20 protein-coding genes and 1 tRNA gene are annotated in these 21,042 nt (G+C 71.9%); 16 read left to right on the forward strand and 5 right to left on the reverse strand.

Annotation, left to right across the window (positions count from 1 at the left end):
- A partial coding sequence (gene nhaA / locus AC1DZA_RS14285; RefSeq protein WP_476773235.1) for a Na+/H+ antiporter NhaA occupies window positions 1–1,126 on the reverse strand: 1,126 nt, incomplete at its 3' end.
- Between the two features lie 254 nt (window positions 1,127–1,380).
- Between nhaA and AC1DZA_RS14290 the strand changes: the two genes are divergently transcribed.
- Window positions 1,381–2,112: a MazG family protein gene (locus tag AC1DZA_RS14290; RefSeq protein WP_476763671.1), complete on the forward strand. Its 732-nt coding sequence runs from the start codon at window positions 1,381–1,383 to the stop codon at window positions 2,110–2,112.
- Window positions 2,113–2,119: 7 nt separating this feature from the next.
- On the opposite strand, the gene AC1DZA_RS14295 is transcribed toward AC1DZA_RS14290, so the two are convergent.
- Window positions 2,120–2,962, reverse strand: a complete 843-nt coding sequence (locus AC1DZA_RS14295) for an NAD-dependent epimerase/dehydratase family protein (RefSeq protein WP_476773236.1) — start codon at window positions 2,960–2,962, stop codon at window positions 2,120–2,122.
- 172 nt (window positions 2,963–3,134) lie between these two features.
- Between AC1DZA_RS14295 and AC1DZA_RS14300 the strand changes: the two genes are divergently transcribed.
- Together AC1DZA_RS14300 and hisS are read left to right on the forward strand one after the other, a co-directional pair.
- Window positions 3,135–3,578: a DUF6841 family protein gene (locus AC1DZA_RS14300; RefSeq protein WP_476773237.1), complete on the forward strand. Its 444-nt coding sequence runs from the start codon at window positions 3,135–3,137 to the stop codon at window positions 3,576–3,578.
- 67 nt (window positions 3,579–3,645) lie between these two features.
- Complete coding sequence (gene hisS / locus AC1DZA_RS14305) at window positions 3,646–4,914, forward strand: histidine--tRNA ligase (RefSeq protein ID WP_476773238.1); 1,269 nt, start codon at window positions 3,646–3,648, stop codon at window positions 4,912–4,914.
- A gap of 170 nt (window positions 4,915–5,084) precedes the next feature.
- Here the strand turns inward: hisS and AC1DZA_RS14310 are convergent, their stop codons facing one another.
- A complete protein-coding gene (locus AC1DZA_RS14310; protein ID WP_476773239.1) occupies window positions 5,085–6,005 on the reverse strand; it encodes a DUF559 domain-containing protein in 921 nt (306 codons plus the stop codon).
- 342 nt (window positions 6,006–6,347) lie between these two features.
- On the opposite strand from AC1DZA_RS14310, the gene eno reads away from it, so the two are divergent.
- The 8 genes from eno to AC1DZA_RS14350 all read left to right on the forward strand — a co-directional run bounded on the left by eno (window position 6,348) and on the right by AC1DZA_RS14350 (window position 13,326).
- Complete coding sequence (gene eno / locus AC1DZA_RS14315) at window positions 6,348–7,628, forward strand: phosphopyruvate hydratase (protein WP_309980017.1); 1,281 nt, start codon at window positions 6,348–6,350, stop codon at window positions 7,626–7,628.
- 71 nt (window positions 7,629–7,699) lie between these two features.
- Entirely contained in the window at window positions 7,700–8,488 is a 789-nt protein-coding gene (locus AC1DZA_RS14320) for an FtsB family cell division protein (protein WP_476773240.1), read from the forward strand.
- Window positions 8,485–9,048 (forward strand): DUF501 domain-containing protein, encoded by a 564-nt coding sequence (locus tag AC1DZA_RS14325; protein WP_476773241.1) that lies wholly within the window; start codon window positions 8,485–8,487, stop codon window positions 9,046–9,048. Before AC1DZA_RS14320 ends, AC1DZA_RS14325 begins: the two co-directional genes overlap by 4 nt.
- The gene (locus tag AC1DZA_RS14330; RefSeq protein ID WP_476773242.1) at window positions 9,045–10,328 is read left to right on the forward strand and encodes a S8 family serine peptidase; all 1,284 of its coding nucleotides are present in this window, start codon (window positions 9,045–9,047) and stop codon (window positions 10,326–10,328) included. Before AC1DZA_RS14325 ends, AC1DZA_RS14330 begins: the two co-directional genes overlap by 4 nt.
- Before the next feature lie 49 nt (window positions 10,329–10,377).
- Window positions 10,378–11,838: an NAD(P)/FAD-dependent oxidoreductase gene (locus tag AC1DZA_RS14335; RefSeq protein ID WP_476761822.1), complete on the forward strand. Its 1,461-nt coding sequence runs from the start codon at window positions 10,378–10,380 to the stop codon at window positions 11,836–11,838.
- Between the two features lie 137 nt (window positions 11,839–11,975).
- Window positions 11,976–12,049, forward strand: a tRNA-Leu gene (locus AC1DZA_RS14340).
- A gap of 149 nt (window positions 12,050–12,198) precedes the next feature.
- Entirely contained in the window at window positions 12,199–12,870 is a 672-nt protein-coding gene (locus AC1DZA_RS14345; protein WP_476773243.1) for a DUF6766 family protein, read from the forward strand.
- A gap of 120 nt (window positions 12,871–12,990) precedes the next feature.
- Complete coding sequence (locus tag AC1DZA_RS14350; protein ID WP_476773244.1) at window positions 12,991–13,326, forward strand: hypothetical protein; 336 nt, start codon at window positions 12,991–12,993, stop codon at window positions 13,324–13,326.
- A 74-nt stretch (window positions 13,327–13,400) separates the two neighbouring features.
- Here AC1DZA_RS14350 and AC1DZA_RS14355 read toward each other — a convergent pair whose 3' ends face one another.
- The gene (locus tag AC1DZA_RS14355) at window positions 13,401–14,240 is read right to left on the reverse strand and encodes an SDR family oxidoreductase (protein WP_476761819.1); all 840 of its coding nucleotides are present in this window, start codon (window positions 14,238–14,240) and stop codon (window positions 13,401–13,403) included.
- Window positions 14,241–14,407: 167 nt separating this feature from the next.
- Between AC1DZA_RS14355 and AC1DZA_RS14360 the strand changes: the two genes are divergently transcribed.
- From AC1DZA_RS14360 to AC1DZA_RS14380, 5 genes are all read left to right on the forward strand, one after another.
- Window positions 14,408–14,866 carry an SRPBCC family protein gene (locus AC1DZA_RS14360; RefSeq protein ID WP_476761818.1) on the forward strand — a complete coding sequence of 153 codons (459 nt, stop codon included), beginning with the start codon at window positions 14,408–14,410 and terminating at the stop codon, window positions 14,864–14,866.
- A complete protein-coding gene (locus AC1DZA_RS14365) occupies window positions 14,863–16,314 on the forward strand; it encodes a phytoene desaturase family protein (RefSeq protein ID WP_476773245.1) in 1,452 nt (483 codons plus the stop codon). Before AC1DZA_RS14360 ends, AC1DZA_RS14365 begins: the two co-directional genes overlap by 4 nt.
- A 37-nt stretch (window positions 16,315–16,351) precedes the next feature.
- Complete coding sequence (locus AC1DZA_RS14370; protein WP_476773246.1) at window positions 16,352–17,338, forward strand: aldo/keto reductase; 987 nt, start codon at window positions 16,352–16,354, stop codon at window positions 17,336–17,338.
- A 91-nt stretch (window positions 17,339–17,429) separates the two neighbouring features.
- Window positions 17,430–18,770, forward strand: a complete 1,341-nt coding sequence (wecB, locus tag AC1DZA_RS14375; RefSeq protein WP_476773247.1) for a non-hydrolyzing UDP-N-acetylglucosamine 2-epimerase — start codon at window positions 17,430–17,432, stop codon at window positions 18,768–18,770.
- A complete protein-coding gene (locus tag AC1DZA_RS14380; RefSeq protein WP_476773248.1) occupies window positions 18,763–20,091 on the forward strand; it encodes a glycosyltransferase family 2 protein in 1,329 nt (442 codons plus the stop codon). Before wecB ends, AC1DZA_RS14380 begins: the two co-directional genes overlap by 8 nt.
- Before the next feature lie 5 nt (window positions 20,092–20,096).
- On the opposite strand, the gene AC1DZA_RS14385 is transcribed toward AC1DZA_RS14380, so the two are convergent.
- The gene (locus AC1DZA_RS14385) at window positions 20,097–21,023 is read right to left on the reverse strand and encodes a Ppx/GppA phosphatase family protein (RefSeq protein ID WP_476773249.1); all 927 of its coding nucleotides are present in this window, start codon (window positions 21,021–21,023) and stop codon (window positions 20,097–20,099) included.
- Between the last annotated feature and the right edge of the window lie 19 nt (window positions 21,024–21,042).

Raw genomic sequence — 21,042 nt, forward strand, 5'->3', positions numbered from 1 at the left:
CCGCCGACAGCACGATCGCGATGCCCGACCCGAGCAGCACCGCGAGGGTGCCCTCGTCGGCCACGTCGGGGAGCCCGGCGAACGCGAGCTCGTTCATGAGCAGCGAGACCGTGAAGCCGATGCCGCCGAGCGCGGACACCACCACCAGGTCGCCGAACGTGAGGGGCGTGGTGCCCGGCTTCGGGCGGGCGATGAGTCCGCCGATGAGCCCGGCGAGGGTGATGCCCACGACCTTGCCGACCGGAAGGCCCACCAGGATGCCCCAGAACGCCGGGTCGAGCTCGCTCGGCGACACCTGCGGCACCGGCACCATCGCCGCGGTGAAGGCGAACAGCGGCAGGATCACTCCGTTCGACCAGGGCTCGAGCGCGTGCGCCGCGCGCCCGGCCGGACGCCGGGCCATGACGAGGCCGAGCGCCACGCCCGCGATCGTCGCGTGCACGCCCGACTGGTACACGAAGTACCAGGCGAGCACGCCCAGCACGATGAGCAGCGCCATGATCGGCCACTGCGGCCGACGCGAGAGGATCCAGCCCGACCTCGGCTTCATGAGCCTCGAGACCATGCCGAACAGGGTGATGGCGATGACGCCGAAGCCCAGTGCAGCCAGGTTGGCGTCGGTCGTGAAGAAGAACGCGATGATGAGGATCGCGATGAGGTCGTCGAGCACGGCGAGCGCGAGCAGGAACACCCGCACGCGGGTGGGCAGGAACCGTCCGAAGACGGCGAGCACGCCGAGCGCGAACGCGATGTCGGTCGCGGTCGGGATCGGCCAGCCGTCGACCGTCGGGGTGCCCGCCGTGAAGGCGAGGAAGATGCCGGCCGGAACGACCACGCCACCGACGGCGGCGATCGCGGGCAGCAGCGCCTTCGACAGCGAGTTCAGCTCGCCGATGACGAGCTCGCGCTTGAGCTCGACGGCGACGATGAAGAAGAAGATCGCGAGCAGCCCGTCGCTGACCCAGTGGCCCGTCGACAGGTCGAGTCGGAGCCACGGGATCTCGAGGTGCGCGTTCTTCAGGTCGACCGCGGCGGGGCCGATCGGGAGATTGGCGATGACGAGGCCGAGCACGGCCGCCACGAGGAGCAGCGCGGCGGCGAATCGTTCGGAGCGGAGGACGTTCATGCGACTCCCTGTCGGTGAAGTCTCGGTGCCACGGCGGTGCAGTACGTGCGGTACGACTTGCCGGGCGCGGAAGGGGGCGACGACGTTCGACGTCGGCCGACCAGCCTTCCCGGCACTCCGCCGCCAATCCTATCGAGGCGCCCTCTCGCAGCGCCTAGCATGGCGGAGACGGCGCGTCGGGGATTCGGCGGCCGCCGGAGGGAGCGAGCGTGGGCGACATCCGCAACGGGCCGCAGGCCGTCACACCCGAACCGATGCGAGCCGGGCCGGCGGATGCCTCGGCGCTCGACGAGCTCATCCGCACCGTCGCACTGCTGCGCGCCCCCGGCGGCTGCCCGTGGGACGCCGACCAGACGCACGAGAGCCTCGTGCAGTACCTCGTCGAGGAGAGCTGGGAGCTCATCGACGCGATCGAGTCGGGCGACCGCGACGAGATGATCGAGGAGCTCGGCGACGTGCTCTACCAGGTGCTGTTCCACGCCGACATCGCCGCGCACACGCCCGGCGAGGACTTCGACATCGAGGACGTCGCGGCGCACATGACCGCGAAGATGGTGTCGCGGCATCCGCACGTCTTCGGCGGCGACCGCACCGCCGAGACGGCCGACGACGTGGTGTCGTTCTGGGAGGACCTCAAGGCCGACGAGAAGCCGCACCGCACGAGCGTGCTCGACGGGATCCCACGCGGCATGCCCGCACTGGCCCTGGCGCAGAAGGTGATCGGCAAGGCCGAGAAGGCCGGGGTGGTCGTCGAGCCGGTTCCGGATGCCGCGGCGCCCGTCGCGCCCGCCACGGAGGACGAGCTGGGTCGCCTGCTGTTCTCGCTCGTGGCATCCGCTCGCTCGCAGGGACTCGACGCCGAGCGGGCCCTACGGCACGCCGTGCGCGGGTTCGAGGGGGAGGTGCGTGCGGCCGAGCGCGCCGCGGCCGACGCCGACCGCGCCGCGGCCGAAGCTGACCGCGCCGAGGCCGACGCCGACCGCTGAGTCGCGTTCAGTCGAGCCCGAGCCCGTCGCGCCACGTCGGGTGCGACGGCGTCCAGCCGAGCGAGCGCGCGAGGCGGTTGTCGGCGGCACGCCCCGGGGCGCCGGCCACCAGTTCGAGCGCGTCACTCGTGTAGCCGCCCCGCTCGGCGAGCACCGGACCCCAGTCGGCCAGTCGGGAGGGGTCGTCGTCGACCACGTTCACCGCGCCGGCCGGCCAGTCGAGGGCGAGCACGGTCGCCGCCACGGCGTCGTCGACGTGGATCCAGCTCGTGTGATCGGTCGTCGCCACCACGCGGCCCGCTCCCGCCTCGCGCGTGAGCATGCCGTCGGGCGCGTACCAGGTGCCCGCCCCGTAGAGGAGCCCGTATCGCAGCACGGTGCCGTGCGGCATCCGCGCGAGGTCCCGGTCGAGCGACTCGACGGGCGCGTAGACGGGGCCGCCCGTGACCGGGTCGACGGCTGCCGGCTCGTCCTCGGTCGCGGGTCGTTCGCCCGGCTCGTACCGCCAGGAGACGCTCTCGGCGATCATCCGGTCCACGCCGGCCTCGAGTGCGCCGTCGACGAGGTTCGCGGTGCCCTCCACGCGGAGGCGCGCGTTGCCCGCCCAGTCGCGACCCGACAGGTCGGTGAGCAGGTGCACGATCGCGTCGGGACGCGCCGCGGCGATGGCCTCGGCGACGGAGGCGGGATCGAGTGCGTCCATGGCGACCGGTTCGCCGCCGGCGTCGAGGATCGCGCGGCGCCGATCGGCGTGCCGGGTCGTGCCGACCACCGTATGGCCCGCCGAGACGAGGGCGGGGAGCAGTCGGGAGCCGAGGACGCCGGTCGCGCCGGCGATGAGCACGCGCACGATCGCGAGCCTAGGCGGGGCCGCGACGGTCGACAAGGGCAGCGCGGTGACGCGGCATCCGGCCTGCGACAGGCCGCCTGCACCGAAGCAACCGCTGCGGCATCCGCCATCGGAGGGGTCGCGCACAGCACCGCGGTCGGCGTACCGTCGGCTCAACGGATGGGGAGGCGCCATGGGGATCGAGGAGGAGCGGCTCGCCGAGTACTTCGACGAGTACGCCGCCGCGCTTCGGGAGTTCGACGCGGACGCCACCGCCGAGCTGTGGGGGCTGCCGGGGATGATCGTCACCGACGACTTCGCAGGCGCGCTCGAGAGCCGCGCCGACCTGTCGGCCGCGTTCGAGGCGTCGTACCCGCTCTATCGGCGCCTCGGCCTCGAGTCGGCGGTGCCCGAGATCCGCTCCATGACCGCGCTCACCGAGCTCATCACGATGGTGCGCGTGCGCTGGAGCTACCTCGACGGCGACGACGACGTGATCGTCACGACCGACTTCGAGTACCTCGTGCGCGACGACGCCGACGGGCTGCACGTGTACGTCGCCGTCGGCATCGACGAGGCCGACGCGCTGCAGCGGGCGGCGCGGACGCGCGGGGTCGACCTCGACCTGTTCGGGTGAGACACTCGGCCGAGCGCTCGCGCCGATCGGCCACGGCCGGCGGCCGCGTGCTGGAAGAATGGTCGGCATGGCCGCATCCGTCACCCCTCCGCGCGGCATGCGCGACTTCCTCCCCGCCGAGAAGGCCCGGCGTGAGCATGCGCTCGGCGTGATCCGCGGCGTGTACTCGGCGCACGGCTTCGACGAGATCGAGACGCCCGTCATGGAGGACTCCTCGCGGCTGCACGCCGGCCTCGGCGGCGACAACGAGAAGCTCGCGTTCGCCGTGATGAAGCGCGGCCTGACGCCCGACGACCTCGCTGCGGCCGCGGCATCCGGCGACGCGCTCTCGCTCGCCGACCTGGGCCTGCGCTACGACCTCACGGTGCCGCTCGCACGGTTCTACGCCACGCACCGCGCTGCGCTGCCGCCGGTGTTCCGGTCGATCCAGATCGCGCCGGTCTGGCGCGCCGAGCGCCCGCAGAAGGGCCGCTACCGCCAGTTCGTGCAGTGCGACATCGACATCATCGGCGAGGCCGGCCCGCTCGCCGAGCTGGAGCTGCTCACCGCGACCCTCGCCACGCTCGACGCCCTCGGCCTCGGCGGCTGCACGATCCGCATCAACGACCGGCGCATCCTGGCGGGCATCCTCGGCTCGTGGGGCGTGCCCGACGAGCTCCGCGAGCGGGCGCTCATCACGATCGACAAGCTCGACAAGATCGGGGTCGGGGGAGTGGCCGCGGAGCTCGCCGCGCTCGGCGTCATCGACGACCGCACGGATGTCGCGGCCGAGCTCGAGGCGCTGACCTCGGCCGACTGGCACCTGCACGACGGGGTCGTCCGGCCGCCCGCCTGGCTCGACCTCGACGCGTACCGCGACCTGCTCGCGCTGCGCGAGGCGCTGCCCGACGCGGCGATCGAGTTCGACCCCACGCTCGTGCGCGGCATGGGCTACTACACGGGCACGATCTTCGAGATCGCCCACCCCGATCTGGGCTACTCGCTCGGCGGCGGAGGACGCTACGACCACATGATCGGGCGCTTCCTCGGCCAGGAGGTGGCCGCGTGCGGCTTCTCGATCGGCTTCGAGCGCATCGTCGACCTGCTCGCGGTGCGCGACGAGGCGCGTCCCCGCGCGGTCGTGCTCGTGTACGACGCCGAGGTCGAGCCGGCGGCGCTCCTCGCGCTGAAGCACGAGCTCGTGGCATCCGGTGCCCGCGTGCGGTTCGAGCGCCGCGTGAAGAACCTGCGCGCGCTGCTCGACCGGGTGACCGCCGACGGCTTCGACGCGTTCGCCACGGTGACGACCGAGACGACGGATGCCTCGTCGCTCGCGTTCCGCGACCTCGGCGCGTAGCCGCCCCCGTCCCGCCCCGGCGCCACTCCCGCTCCGCCACCCCGCCGGCCGCTCGCCGCCCGCTTCGCACACCCGACACCGCTCGCTCCCATCCCCCATCTCCTCCGCGAGTGGGCGATGTTGGCGCTGTCGCGCGAGCGTGGTCGCCAACATCGCCCACTCGCGAGGGCTCACGCCGCGGAACGCGCGCTGCGCGCGCGGCGGATGCGTTCGACGACCACGTCGGGGTCGCCGACGAGCGCCCGATGCGTGACCCGGATGACGCGCCAGCCCGCATGCTCGAGGAGTTCACGCCGTTCGATGTCGCGCTCCCATCGCCCGGCTTCACGATGGCCATCGCCTTCGTACTCGATGGCGATGCGAAGTTCGGGATAGGCGAGGTCGGGATGCAGCGTGAGGCGACCTCCGGCGACCTCGACCGGGGGCGCGATCGCCGGTTCCGGCAGGCCCGCGGCGAGGATGAGCAGGCGAAGCAGGGTCTCGGGCCTGGACGCGGCGCCGACGCGCACGCGTGCCAGTGCCCAGCGCGCACTGTGCGCGCCGCGGCATCCGGAACCCTGCTCGACCGCTCGAGCGAGCTCATCGAGCGTCGCAAGCGGGCTCTCGCGGGCGCGACCGTGCGGCGCTCCAGTCACGAGGTAGTCGCCGATCGCCGTCAGGTCCTCGCGGCGTAGGGTCGCGGCCAGCTGGATCCAGGCGGTGGTGGGCGTCACGACGGGCAGGCCGAATCGCATCACGGTCGGGAACGTCCGCGCGGAGCGGTGGCCGATCACGCCGTCGGTCCGGGGCCGAGTCGGGCCCGGACTCAGGACGTGCAGCGGGTGCGGCGAGCTGTGACTCGCCGGCAGGGGAGCGCCGTACAACAACGCGGCGGTCGAGTGGCTGAACGCTTCGCCCGGCCGCAGCAGCGGCTCGTACGCGATGCAGGAGTCGACGATCGCGTCGAGATCCAGCCCGATGGAGCTCACCCCGGTGAACGGATGCTGGACGTGTCGTCCTCGAAGCCTCGCCTTGGTCGTCTCGAACGCGGCATGTTCGCTCGTGCGAATGGCCGCGCCCCGCGGCAAGGGCAGTCCTGGGAGGTCGCGCATGCGCACAGCGTGGCGCAACGACGATCGCGAGGTCGTCACCATTCCACAGGCCGAACGGCGGCAGGGAACGCGGATCCGGTCGTCCCACCGACGGGTGGGCGATCTTGGCGACGGTGGGCGAGAAGCTCCGCCAAGATCGACCACTCGCGAAGCCGGGGCCACGGATGCCGCGGGCGGATGCCGCACACCCGCGGCATCCGTCGGGCCGACGCCCGCGGCATCCGTCGACGCAGCGTCGCGCCCCGACCGCGGTCGAAACACGAGTCGTGAGCATTACTAGACTGGCCTGCGGATCACGACGGAGTCGTCCGACGCACACCCCCCATCACAGAGGAGTTCACTGTGGCATTCATCGAAGCTGTAGGCGCCCGCGAGATTCTCGACTCGCGCGGCAACCCGACCGTCGAGGTCGAGGTGCTGCTCGACGACGGCTCGCTGGCCCGTGCGGCGGTGCCCTCGGGCGCGTCGACCGGCGCCTTCGAGGCGTACGAGCTGCGCGACGGCGACAGCGACCGCTACCTCGGCAAGGGCGTGCAGAAGGCCGTCGACGCCGTGCTCGACGACCTCGGCCCCGCCGTCGAGGACCTCGACGCCGCCGACCAGCGCCTCGTCGACGCCGCCCTCATCGAGGCCGACGGCACCGACAACAAGAGCCGCCTCGGCGCCAACGCCATCCTCGGCGTGAGCCTCGCGGTCGCCAAGGCCGCCGCCGACTCGGCCGACCTGCCGCTGTTCCGCTACCTCGGCGGCCCGAACGCGCACGTGCTGCCCGTTCCGATGATGAACATCATCAACGGCGGCGCGCACGCCGACACCGGCGTCGACATCCAGGAGTTCATGGTGCTGCCGATCGGCGCGCCCACCTACTCCGAGGGCCTCCGCTGGGGCGTCGAGACCTACCACGCGCTGAAGAGCCTGCTGAAGTCGAAGGGCCTGTCCACCGGCCTCGGCGACGAGGGCGGCTTCGCGCCCGACTTCGCGTCGAACCGCGACGCGCTCGACTTCATCGCGGAGGCGATCGGCAAGGCGGGCTTCACGCTCGGCACCGACATCGCGCTCGGCCTGGATGTCGCGGCCACCGAGTTCTTCGAGAACGGCGTCTACCGCTTCGAGGGCAAGGACCGCACGTCGGCCGAAATGAGCGCGTACTACGGCGAGCTCGCCGCCGCCTACCCGCTCATCTCCATCGAGGACCCCCTCGCCGAGGACGACTGGGAGGGCTGGGCGGCGCTCACCGAGCAGCTGGGCTCGAAGCTGCAGCTCGTCGGCGACGACCTGTTCGTCACCAACCCGAAGCGCCTCGCCGACGGCATCGCCAAGCGCGCCGGCAACTCGATCCTCGTCAAGGTCAACCAGATCGGCACGCTGACCGAGACGCTCGACGCCGTGAAGCTCGCGCAGCGCGCCGGCTACACGGCGGTGCTCTCCCACCGCTCGGGCGAGACCGAGGACACGACCATCGCCGACCTCGCGGTGGCGACCGATTGCGGCCAGATCAAGACGGGCGCGCCCGCCCGGTCCGAGCGCGTCGCGAAGTACAATCAGCTCCTGAGGATCGAAGAAGAGCTCGGCGAGGCCGCGGTGTACGCGGGTCGCTCCGCGTTCCCCCGATTCACGGCCTGACCAGCCTGATCGTGACGGGGGCGGCCGTGGGGCCGTCCCCGTCGTGCTTCCCGGGAGAGTGAGGAGGGGCGATGCATCCGGATGCTCCGCGCCCTCCGCGCTCGTCGGGCGTGCCGCGTCGGCCCGCCAACGCCGACGCGCTGTCGTCGCCGCGCCCGAAGGCGAGCGCCGGGGGCACCACGGCCAAGCCGGGATCGTCCTCGGCCGGCAAGGCCGGCAAGACCGGCAAGACCGGCAAGACCGGCGGCGCGAAGACCCCGGCGGCCAAGGCCGCGAGCACGAAGGCCGCCGGCGCGAAGACGCCCGCCTCGAAGTCCGCGCCGAAGTCGAGCACCACGAAGCCCCCTCGCGGCCGCACCCGCCGCGGGGGCTCCGCCGGCTCGGGCGGTGCCGGCGGAACGGCCGGCGCCGACCGCGCGGGCTGGCTCAGCGGCATCCGATTCTCAGGCTTCTCCGTCATCATGATGGGAGTGCTCGTGCTCGCCGTGGTCGTGCTGGCGCCGACCATCGCGGCGTTCGCGCAGCAGCGGCAGCAGATCGCCGAGTTGCGGGCCTCGGTCTCCCAGCAGGAGGACGAGGTGCAGCGGCTGCGGGATGAGCGCGAACGCTGGAACGACGAGACGTTCATCATGACCCAGGCACGCGAGCGGTTGTACTACGTGATGCCCGGCGAGGTGAGCTACCTCGTCATCGACGACCGGACCGAGGCGGCCAAGGCGGATGCCGCCGCCGAGGTCTCGGCAGATGTGACCGAATCGAAGGGCGACTGGATGCGCACGCTGCTCGACTCCGTGATGACGGCGGGGCTCGCCCCGACGTCGACGGATGCCCCGGCGCCCGCCGAGGGAGGCGCGCGATGACCCGCCCGCCCTTCGAGCCCGTGAGCGAGCGCGACATCCGCATCGTGTCGGCGCAGCTCGGGCGGCCCGCGCGCGACGTCGTCGGCATCCCGGCACGCTGCGCGTGCGGGGCTCCGACCGTGGTCGCGACCGCGCCGCGCCTGTCAGACGGCACGCCGTTCCCGACCCTGTACTACCTGACGCATCCCGCGGCGACCGCGGCGATGTCGTTCCTCGAGGCCGGGCAGCTCATGGTCGAGTGCTCCGAGCTGCTGGCCTCCGACGACGAGGTGCGCGCGGCGTATGAGCGCGCCCACCGCGACTACCTCGCCGACCGCGAGTCCATCGGGGTGGTCGCGGAGATCGCGGGCATCTCCGCGGGCGGCATGCCGACGCGGGTGAAGTGCCTGCACGCGCTCGCCGCGCACTCCCTGTCGGCGGGGCCGGGCGCGAACCCGATGGGCGATCTCGCGCTCAAGCGCTCGCCGTGGTCGCCGAGCGTCTGCCAGTGCCCCGACTACGGCGTGGACGTGCCCGATCCGGCCGACCCCGCCGACGACGAGACCGGCGGTCGCCCGTGACCGCACGGGCTCGTCGCCCGTTCGCGGTCGTCGCGAAGGCCGCCGCGGCCGCCGTGGCGGCCACCGTCATCGCGCTCGCGGGCGCGGCACCGGCCCACGCCGACACGGTGCGCGACCTCGAGTACTGGCTCACCGACTACGGCTTCACGACGGCGTGGAACAGCTCGCAGGGCGAGGGCGTGACCGTCGCGATCATCGACACCGGGGTGAGCGGCGACGTCGCCGAGTTGCGCGGTGCCGTCGTCGGCGGCACGGATGTCTCGGGCCTCGGCACCCCTGACGGACAGACGCCCGTCGGCGACGACCCCGACCACGGCACCCTGGTCGCGTCCCTCCTCGCGGGTCGCGGCACCGGCGAGGGCAACGGTGTCATCGGCGTCGCCCCGAAGGCCGACCTCCTCTCCGCCTCGGTCGCGTTCGGGCAGGACACGGGCGCGGTGAAGTCGAACGACGACCAGATCGCCGAGGCGGTGCGGTGGGCGGTCGACAACGGCGCCGACGTCATCAACATGTCGCTGACGCGGAACACCCGCGACTGGCCCGAGAGCTGGGACGACGCGTTCACGTACGCGTTCGAGAACGACGTCGTGGTCGTCGCGGCGGCCGGCAACCGGGGGAGCGGCACGAGCGAGGTCGGCGCACCCGCCACGATCCCCGGCGTGCTCACCGTGGCGGGCGTCGACCGCGACAAGAACGCGAGCTTCGATGCCAGCTCGCAGGGCATCACGATCGCGGTGGCGGCCCCGAGCGAGGACCTCGTCGGCGCGCTGCCCGACGGCAGCTACGTGCAGTGGGACGGCACGAGCGCCGCGGCGCCGATCGTGTCGGGCCTGGTCGCCCTCATCCGCAGCGAGTACCCCGACCTCGACGCGGCCAACGTCATCGAACGACTCATTCGCACGGCCGATCCGCACGGGCAGGAGAACGTGCCCAGCCCGCTCTACGGTTGGGGCATCATCGACCCGGTCGAGGCGCTCACCGCCGACGTGCCCGAGGTCGACTCGAGCCCCCTCGGGAGCCTTGCCGAATGGATCACCATCCACCGGCGAGCGGATGCCCCGACCACCGCGCCCGACAGTGAGGAGCAGGCGATCGTGCCGATCGCCGATCCGCCCCCGCCGAGGTCCGACGGCGCGCAGACCCTCCTGCCCACGGCGTGGACGCTGGCCTATATCACGGTGCCGCTCTCGTTGGTCGCGGGGTTTGGTACGCTAGCAGCGCTGTTGGGCATCGGCGCCACTCGGCATTCCAGGCGGACTGTCCGCAATCGCGAGCAGTGATCGCACGCACCAGGCCGCACGCACCAGAAATATGAGGAGTCCATTCACCGTGCCCAAGATTCTCATCGTCGGCGGTGGTTATGCGGGGTTCTACACGGCGTGGAAGCTCGAGAAGTGGCTGCGGCCCGGCGAGGCCGAGGTCACGATCGTCGACCCGCTGCCGTACATGACCTACCAGCCGTTCCTTCCCGAGGTAGCGGCCGGCTCGATCGAGCCCCGTCACGCGGTGGTCGCGCAGCGCCGCCACCTCAAGAAGACCAACGTGGTCACCGCGAAGGTCACCCACGTCGACCACGCGTCGAAGACCGCGACGATCACGCCCGAGGTCGGTGAGCCGTGGGAGTTCGAGTACGACGTCATCGTCGTCACCGGTGGCGCCGTCTCGCGCACCTTCCCGATCCCCGGCATCGCCGAGAACGCCGTCGGCCTGAAGTCGATCGAAGAGGCCGTGTTCATCCGCGACCGGGTGCTCGACAACTTCGACAAGGCGTCGACCCTCCCGCCCGGTCCCGAGCGCGAGCGCCTGCTCACGTTCGTCGTCGTCGGCGGCGGATTCGCCGGCATCGAGGTCTTCGCCGAGCTGCGCTCGTTCGCCAGCTCGCTGCTCGAGTACTACCCGCAGATCACCTTCGACGAGACGCACTTCCACCTCATCGAGGCGATGGGCCGCATCATGCCCGAGGTGTCGCTCGAGACGAGCCACTGGGTCATCAAGCACCTCGCCCAGCGCGGCGCCGAGATCCACCTCGACACGCAGCTCACGAGCGCGGTCGACGGCAAGATCGAGCTCTCGACGGGTGAGACCTTCGAGACCGACCTGATCGTGTGGACGGCCGGCGTCATGGCGAACCCCGCCATCGTGCGCTCGAGCGACCTGCCCGTCGAGGAGCGGGGCCGCGTGCAGACCCGTGCCGACCTCCGCGTGGGCGACGAGGACGACTTCGTGCCCGATGCGTGGGCGGCCGGCGACATCGCCGCGGTCCCCGACCTCTCGGGCGGCGGCGTGGGCGGCTACTGCGTGCCCAACGCGCAGCACGCGGTGCGACAGGGCAAGCTCCTCGCGAAGAACATCGTGGCGGTGCTGCGGGGGGAGGAGCCGAAGGAGTACTTCCACAAGAACCTCGGTGCCGTCGCCGGCCTCGGCGTCGGCCAGGGCGTGTTCCAGTCGGGCAAGCTCGCGATCAAGGGCCTGCTCGCGTGGTTCGCACACCGCGGCTACCACGGCCTCGCCATGCCGAGCTGGGAGCGCAAGTTCCGCGTCTTCTGGGGCTGGTGGAACAACTTCTGGCTCGGCCGCGACATCGTGGGCCTGCCCGCCCTGCAGCAGCCGCGCGCCCAGTTCGAGCTGTTCGCCGCGCGTCCGAAGCCCGCGGCCTCGGCGCCCGCGCCCGCGCCGGTCGCGGCATCCACTGCCGCAGCGCCGAAGGCCGTGAAGGCCAAGGCGAAGCCTGCCGACGCCCAGCCAGCCGACGCGAAGGCGGCAGACCAGGAGCCCGTCGCCGCGAAGTAGGCGAGCCGCCCAGCGGCCCGCATGAGCGAAAAGGCCGGCGCGATCGAATCGCGCCGGCCTTCGCCGTGCCCGGCCGTCGGATCGGCGGTGGACCGCGAAGTAGTGTGGGTGCGTGGCGCCGGCCCTTCCGGCGCCGCGCTCCCGTAGCCCAATCGGCAGAGGCAGGCGACTTAAACTCGCTCGAGTCTGGGTTCGAATCCCAGCGGGAGCACCGCGACCGCGCTCCGTCAACCCGCTGCCGTTCGGCCGGAACCGGCGTTATCTTCGCGGCATGAAGGTCCTCTCCACGACATGGATCGTCGGCATCGCCGTCGGTCTCGTCTACATGCTCGGCATCGGGCTCTCCGGGCGGTGATCGGCGTGCGCATCCGGCAGCATTCACTCAGCATCTTCTTCGCCGTGCTCTTCGTGCTGGCGCTCATCGGCCAGTCGATCGCAGGGCTGATCTCCTTCAACGAGGACCAGCTCGCGCACGGCGCCGCAGTCGTGACCTGGCTCGACTTCGTGACGTCGTCGGAGTTCGTCGTCGACGTGGCCGAGAACTGGCAGTCGGAGTACCTCCAGTTCTTCCTCTTCATCTTCGCGACGATCTGGCTCGTGCAGGCCGGGTCGCCCGAGTCGAAGGAGGTCGGGCACGAGGGCATCGGCAGCGATGAAGACCAGAAGGTGGGCCGGTACGCCGAGCCGGAGTCTCCGTCGTGGGCGAAGGCCACGGGCTGGCGGCAGACGGTCTACAGCAACTCGCTCCTCATCACCATGGGCGCGATCTTCCTGCTGTCGTGGCTGGCGCAGGCGATCGCCGGGCAGACGGTGTTCAATGCGGAGCAGGCCGAGCACGGGCAGGACCTCCTCAGCTTCGGCGAGTACGTCGTCTCGGCGGACTTCTGGAACCGCACGCTGCAGAACTGGCAGTCCGAGTTCCTCGCGGTGGGCAGCATGGTGGCCCTGTCGATCGTGCTGCGCCAGCGCGGCAGCTCCGAGTCGAAGCCGGTCGGCACGCCGCATCACGAAGGAGCGGTGAGCGCCGAATAGGCGCGGCCCCCGGACGCATCCAGCGAGTTGCCGGCGCTGGTCGGGACCGCATAACGCCCTGTGCCGCGGGCGTCAAGCCGGTCCCGAACCCTCCCGCGCGGCGGCATCCTGTATGTCGTGATGACGATCGTGTACGCCGGGGGCGAGCTGCTGACCGGCGATGAGATTGCCGAGGCGTTGCTCAGCTACAGCCAGGCACTTGCACAGAGCGAGACGGCGTCGACGGTGGAGATCCCCACGCTCGACGACGACGGGGAGCGCCAGATGGTCAAGGTGCTCGTCGGGCCGGCCAGCCAGATCATGGCGAAGCCAGCCGACTCACCGTTCGGCGAGTTGCGCGACCCCGACGTGCTGGCGCATCTGGAGGCGATGACGGCACGCCTGCAGCCCATGCGAAACGTCCCGTCCACGGCATCGGCGGCCGACGACCTCCCCGATTGGGTCGAAGACCTCTGAGGCGAGCCGGTCACACGATGACGGATGCCGCAGCCCGGCCGGCCGCGGCATCCGCTCGTCGCGATTCGTGGTCCTCAGAGGATCGGCTTCCCTCCGGTGACGGCGATGCGGGCGCCCGACACGTAGCTGGCCTCATCGGAGGCGAGCAGCACGTAGACCGGCGCGAGCTCGGCGGGCTGCGCCGGGCGCTTCATCGGGACCTGCTGTCCGAAGCTCTCCACCTTCTCGGGCGGCATCGTCGACGGGATGAGCGGGGTCCACACCGGTCCAGGTGCGACGCTGTTGGCCCGGATGCCGCGCTCGGCGAGCAACTGGGCCAGGGACGCGGTCATGTTCGCGATGCCGGCCTTCGTCGCGGCGTAGGGGATCAGCGACGGCGACGGCATGTCGGAGTTCACCGAGGACGAGCCGATGATCGAGGCGCCCTCGCCGAGGTGCGGCAGCGCCGCCTTCACGAGGTGGAAGAACGCGCTCAGGTTGACCGCGATGGTGCGATCCCATTCCTCGTCGGGGATCTCCTCGAGCGTGGGGTGGTCCATCTGGAACGCGGCGTTGCTGACGAGCACATCGATGCGGCCGAACTCGGAGACCGCCTTGGCGATGACCTCCCGGCAGTGGGCGGGGTCGGCGAGGTCGCCCGAGATCGACACGGCGCGGCGCCCCGCCTCCTCGACGTGGCGGCAGGTCTCGGCGGCATCCTCGTGCTCGTCGAGGTAGCTCACGAGCACGTCGGCTCCCTCGCGCGCATAGGCGATCGCCACGGCCTTGCCGATGCCGCTGTCGGCGCCGGTGATGACCGCCACCTTCCCCTGGAGCCGCCCGGATCCCCGGTAGCTCTCCTCGCCGTGGTCGGGCTTCGGGGTCATCTCCTGCTCGGAGCCTGGAGGCTCCTGCTGCTGTGCCGGCTGGTTCATGTCGGTGCGCCCTTCTCGGTTCGTCGTGGGTCGTCTTGTTCATCCCACAAGCGCCCCACTTCGCCGACAACCGGGTTGACAGCCGGGTGTCAATCCCGCGACACGGCCGCGGCGCGCGGTTAGCGTCGGGGTGGGTCGTGCGCCCGGACGGCCCGGAGGGGAGACCAGTGTCTCGCAACGTTCGCGCCATGCGGTGCTCGCCCGAGGCGGTGTTCGAGGTCCTCGCCGACGGATGGCTCTACCCGGGCTGGGTCGTGGGCGCGTCGCGGATGCGGGCGGTGGACCGGGACTGGCCGGCCGAGCGCAGCGAGCTCCACCACTCGGTCGGCGTGTGGCCGCTGCTCATCGACGACGACACCGTGAGCCTGGAGTGGGATCCGCCACGCCGCGCCGTCGTGCGCGCCAAGGGGTGGCCCATCGGGGAGGCTCGCGTGACGATCGACGTGCGCGAGGGGTCGCGCGGATGCATCGTCCGGATCCAGGAGGAGCCGGTCGAGGGTCCGGGCAGCTGGATCCCGCGATTCCTCACGGACCCGATGCTCTACCTCCGCAACCGGGAGACCCTGCAGCGGCTGGCGTTCCTCGCCGAGGGGCGCGAGGGCGCCTCCCGGAGGCGCAGCGGGTGACCGACGTGGACGCGGTCGTCGTCGGAGCCGGGCCGAACGGACTCGCCGCGGCGGTCACGCTCGCCAGGTCGGGACTCTCGGTGCAGGTCTTCGAACGCAACGCGACGATCGGCGGTGGCGCGCGCACCTCCGAGGTCACGCTGCCCGGATTCCGGCACGACATCTGCTCGGCGGTGCATCCGATGGCCCTCGCGTCGCGATTCTTCCGCGAGTTCCAGCTCGCGCGGCGCATCGAGCTGCGGTTGCCGCCGGTCTCGTACGGGCATCCGCTCGACGGCGGCCGGGCCGGGCTCGCGTACCTCGACCTGGACCGGACCGCGGAGGCCCTCGGCCGGGACGGCGCCGCGTACCGCCGCCTGATGGCGCCGCTCGTGGCACGCGCCGACGACGTCGCCGGCTTCACGGGCAGCAACCTGCTCGGGATGCCCGCGCATCCGGTGACCGCGGTGCGGTTCGGCCTTCGGGCACTGGAGCAGGGCTCGCCCCTGTGGAACGCCCGTTTCGCGGAGGACGTCGCACCGGCGATGCTCACCGGGGTCGCGGCCCACACCATCCTGCCGATGCCGGGGGTCGCGCCGGCCGGGGCCGGACTCGCGCTCGGCACCTCCGCGCACGCCCGAGGCTGGCCGATCCCGGTCGGCGGGAGCCAGGCCATCGTGGACGCGCTCGCCGCCGACCTGCTGGCGCACGGGGGCCGGATCACCACGGATGCCGAGGTGACGGCGCTCGGCGAACTGCCATCCGCCCGCGCCATCCTCTTGGACGTGACCCCGCGGGCACTCCTCCGACTCGCCGGGCGCAGCGTGCCCGACGCCTACGCGCGGTCGCTGCGCCGCTTCCGCTACGGCAACGGGGTCGCGAAGGTGGACTTCGCCCTCTCGGGCCCCGTCCCGTGGGCCGCCCCCGGCCTCGCCGGAGCGGGGACCGTGCACGTCGGCGGCACCCGGGCGGAGATCGCGCGCGCCGAACGCGACGTGGCGCTCGGACGGCACAGTCGATCGCCGTACGTGCTCGTCTCGCAACCCTCCATCGTCGACGACTCGCGTGCGCCGGCGGGGCGGCACGTGCTGTGGACGTACACCCACGTTCCGCGCGGTTCGACGGTCGACCAGCAGGAGGCGATCACGCGGCAGATCGAGCGGTTCGCCCCCGGCTTCCGCGACCTCGTGCTCGCGGCAGCCAGCCGCACTGCGAAGGACGTCGAGCGGTACGACCCGAACTACGTCCTCGGCGACATCGCCTCGGGCACGCCGTCGATCGGACAGCTGGTTCGCCGACCGGTGTGCTCGCCCGACCCCTGGCGCACCGCCGTCCCCGGCGTGTACCTGGCGTCGGCCTCGACGCCGCCAGGGCCGGGCGTGACCGGCCTGAACGGGTGGTACGCCGCGCTGAGCGCGCTGCGGCACGAGTTCGGCGTGCGCGCGTTGCCGAATCTCTCGGTCGGATAATGCATGGTGGCGGATGACACATGGTGAGGAGCACCTGATGCACACGAGGAAGCTGGGCCAGGGCTTGGAGGTGTCGGCCGTCGGGCTGGGCGCCATGGGCATGTCGATGAGCTACGGTCCCAATCCGGGCGACCGGGACGACATGATCGGGGTGCTCCGCTACGCCGTCGAGCACGGGGTCACCTTCATCGACACGGCGGAGGTCTACGGGCCCTACGAGAACGAGGAACTCGTCGGCGAGGCGGTCGCCCCGATCCGCGACCAGGTGGTGGTCGCGACGAAGTTCGGCTGGAACATCGTCGACGGCCGGATGCAGGGCGTCGACTCCCGTCCCGAGCAGATCCGCCGTGTCGCCGAGGGGTCGCTGCAGCGCCTGAAGGTGGATGCGATCGACCTGTTCTACCAGCACCGGGTGGACCCCGACGTGCCCATCGAGGACGTCGCCGGCACGGTGGGCGAGCTCGTCGCCGAGGGCAAGGTGCGTCACTTCGGGTTGTCCGAGGCGGGCGCGGGCACCATCCGGCGTGCCCACGCCGCCTTCCCCGTCACGGCCGTGCAGAGCGAGTACTCGCTGTGGACGCGCGACCCCGAGGCGGAGGTGCTGCCGGCGTGCGCCGAGCTCGGCATCGGCTTCGTGCCGTTCAGTCCGCTGGGCAAGGGATTCCTCACGGGCACGGTCGCCCCTGACGCGACCTTCGCGCCCGACGAGATCCGCGCGCGCGTTCCCCGCTTCGCGCCCGAGAACCTCTCGGCCAACCAGGCCCTCGTCGACCACGTGCGGCAGCTCGCCGAGGCGCGCGGCGCGACGCCGGGCCAGGTGGCGCTCGCCTGGCTGCTCGCGCAGCACCCGTTCATCGTCCCGATCCCCGGAACCCGTCGTCGCGAGCGGGTCGACGAGAACGCCGGCTCGACGGCGATCGCACTGTCCGCCGATAACGTCGCCGAACTCGACGCGCTCGTGCAGCAGCTCGGCGTCGCCGGCAACCGCTACGACGACTCGGGCATGTCGATGGTCGGGCTGTGAGTCCGCCCGGGGGCAACCGCTGAGGAGGCCGTTGCGGTGCCCCGCCGACGAGGGGTCGCGCGCCGTCGCGCGAAGGGCCTAGCGTGAGCCCATGGGGGATCTGGGGGGTCAGGTCGGTGCGCCCGCGCTCTCGGCCGTGTTCGTGGTGGGTACCCGGCCCGAGGCCATCAAGATGCTGCCGGTCATCCGGGCCTTCAGCGACGGCGCGCACTTCCGCGCCATCGTGGTGTCCACGGGCCAGCACACCGAGCTCGTGGCCGACGTGCTCGCGCTCGGCGGCATCCGCCCCGACGTCACGTTCCCGCCCGGTGCGCCCGGCCGGACGCTGAACCGGCTGTTCGCCGACGTGCTCGAGGGCATGTCGGCGATGTTCGAGTCGCTGGGTCCCGGGCGCCCGTCGAACTACGGGGCACCGCCCGACGGCTACCCGGTCGCCTGCTTCGTGCACGGCGACACGTCGAGCGCCGCCGCGGCCGCGCTCGCCGCGTTCCACTCGCGCGTGCCCGTCATCCACATCGAGGCGGGTCTGCGAACGGATGACACCCTGTCGCCGTTCCCCGAAGAGCTGAACCGCCAGCTCATCTCGCGCATCGCCGCCCTCCACCTCGCGCCCACCTTCCGGAACGAGGAGAACCTCGTGCGCGAGGGGATCCCCGAGGGGAAGGTGTTCGTCAGCGGCAACACCGCCATCGACGCGCTGCTGTTCGCCGCCGAGCTGCCGGTGCCCTACGGCGTGCCCGCGCTCGAGGATCTCGAGGACGACGACGGACCCCGGCTCGTGGTGGTCACGGCGCACCGCCGCGAGAACTGGGGCGAACCGCTCGAACGCATCGCCACCGCCGTCGGCGTCCTCGCCGCGCAGTACCCCGACGTGCGCTACGTCGCGCCGCTGCATCCGAATCCGGCGGTGCAGGAGGTCATGCGCCGCCATCTCGAGGGACGGCCGAACGTGTCGCTCGTGCCGGCGATGGACTACGTGCGCTTCGCGCGGCTCCTCGGCCGGTCGACGTTCGTGATCAGCGACTCCGGCGGGATCCAGGAGGAGGCGCCGGCGCTCGGCAAGCCCGTGCTCGTGCTGCGCGAGAGCACCGAGCGCCAGGAGGGCGTGGAGGCCGGCACGGTCGAGCTCGTCGGATCGGACGTCGACCGCATCGTGGCATCCGCGGCCCTGCTGCTCGACGACCCGTTCGAGTACGCCCGGCGGTCCTCGACGTCGAATCCGTACGGCGACGGACACGCCTCGGAGCGCATCCTCCGGGTCTGCGAGCACATCGTGTTCGGCAGTGCCCCGCCGCAGCAGTTCGGGCCGGGCGTCGACCGCATGGAGGTGCTGCGCGGCGCTGGCTACCTGGAGGACACGGCCGGGTCGTTCGAGTGGCCGTCGGGTCGCGACGGGCTCGCAGAGGGACTGGGCGGCGTGGTCGATGACTGAGGATGCGCGCTGGTGGAACCTCTTCGCCGGGCTGCCGCCGGCCGTGCAGGTGGTGCTGTGGATCGCGCTCGCGGTGACGCTGACCTCCTTCTGGTCGATCTTCGCGCTCGCGTGGGCCGGCCGGAGGACCCGGCGACTGCGTGAGGGGGAGCGCTCGCCCGACCGACCCGGCGCCGACGACTTCCTCTGGGTCTTCATCGTGCCGGCGCTCGACGAGGAGGTGACCATCGCCGACAGCGTGGCGCGGCTCACGGCCGCGCGGGCGGCACGCAGCATCGTCCTGGTGGTCAACGACGGGTCGACCGACGGCACAGGCCCGATCCTGTCGGGCCTGGACGCGCCGAACCTGCGGGTGCTGACCCGGACTCCTCCCGAAGCGCGACTCGGGAAGGCGGCCGCGCTGAACGAGGCGTACCGCTACGTGCTCGAGGACGTGCTGGCGGAACCCGAGTTCGCCGGGATGGGGCACGATCGCGTCATCCTGGGCATCGTCGATGCCGACGGCCGCCTCGAGCCGCACGCGCCCGACCGTGTCGCGTGGCACTTCGCCGACCCGAAGGTGGCGGGCGTGCAGGTGCTCGTGCGCATCTACAACGCGAACCACTTCCTGACGTGGGCGCAGAACGTGGAGTTCTCGTCGTTCGGGCTCGTCTGCCAGGCGGGAAGGTCGGCGTGGGGCACGGCGAACATGGGCGGCAACGGCCAGTTCAACCGCCTCTCGGCGCTCGAGTCCATCGCCGACCAGGAGGGACCATGGCGACACCGCCTGACCGAGGACCAGGACCTGGGCGTGCGGCTCGTCCAGTCGGAGTGGACCGGCGCCCAGGAGAACGGCGCCGCCATCGACCAGCAGGGGGTGCCGCAGCTGCGCCGCCTGTTCCGACAGCGGGTGCGCTGGGCGCAGGGCGCGTGGCAGGCGCTCGGCATGGTCGGGGGCGTCGGCCGGATGCACCGCGGCTTCGTCGCGCGGACCGACGCGGTCTACTACCTCCTCACACCGCTGCTCCTCACGATCGCCGGCGTGGACTTCTTCGCCACGATCGTGCTCGCGATCGCCTACCAGGTGCCGGTCATCCCCGCCACGATCGGGTTCGCCCTGCTGTTCATCGCCTTCGGGTTCGGCCCCGGATTCCTCGCGCTGTACTTCCGGCGCCGCGGGGTCTGGGGCTTCCTCAGCTCGCTGGTCATCGCCCTGCCGTACACGGCGTACACGTGGATCATCTTCCCGGTCTACTTCGTGTCGCTCGCGCGGCACTGGTCGGGTCGCACCGGATGGACGAAGACGGCGCGGGAGGCCATCGAACCGGCCGCCGCCGCCTGACGCGCTCAGCCCAGGCGGTCGAGGCGCCGCAGGATGAGGCCCTCGCGGAGCGCCCAGGGCGACACCTCGAGCTCGTCGACCTTGAACGCCCGCATGGCCTCGGAGAGCACCACCGCGCCCGCGACGATCTGGAAGGTGCGGTCGGCGGTGATGCCGGGCAGCGCGGGACGTGCGTCGGCGGGGATCTTCGCGAGCCTGGGGGTCCAGTCGTCGAGGCCCTCACGGGTGAGCACGGAGCGCTCGGTGGAGCCGACGCCGTCCTCGACGCTGCCGGCCAACCGCGCGAGCGAGCGGATGGTCTTCGACGAGCCGACGACGTGATCGGGCGCGGGGAGCTCCCGGAAGGACCCCACGGCCTCGGCGAGCACCGCTCGGGCGTGGGCCCGCAACGCGGCGACCTGTTCGGTCGAGGGCGGGTCGTCGGGCAGGAACGCGATGGTCGAGCGTCCGGCACCGAGTGGGAGTGAGCGCGCGACATCCGGGATCTCGTCGATGCCCTGCGCGACCTCGAGCGAGCCGCCGCCGATGTCGAAGAGCAGGATCCGCTCGGCCGACCAGCCGTACCAGCGCCGCACGGCGAGGAACGTGAGCCGGGCCTCGTCGTCGCCCGACAGCACCTGCAGTTCGACGCCGGTGCGCCGCGCGACCAGGGCGAGCACCTCCTCGCCGTTCGTCGCCTCGCGGATGGCGGAGGTGGCGAACGCGAGCAGTTCGTCGATGCCCGCCTCCTTCGCGGCATCCGCTGCGCTGCCGATCGCCTCGAGGATGGCGCGGACGCCCTCGTCGCTGATGGCGCCGTCGGCTTCGAGGTAGCGCATGAGCCGGAGCACCTGCTTGTGCGACGCGGTCGGGATGGGGCGGGCACCGGGATGCGCATCGACGACGAGCAGGTGGACGGTGTTGGAACCGACGTCGAGAACCCCGAGGCGCATGGTGCGAGCGTAGCCGCTG

The sequence above is a fragment of the Agromyces sp. P2_B3 genome, from assembly GCF_056404815.1.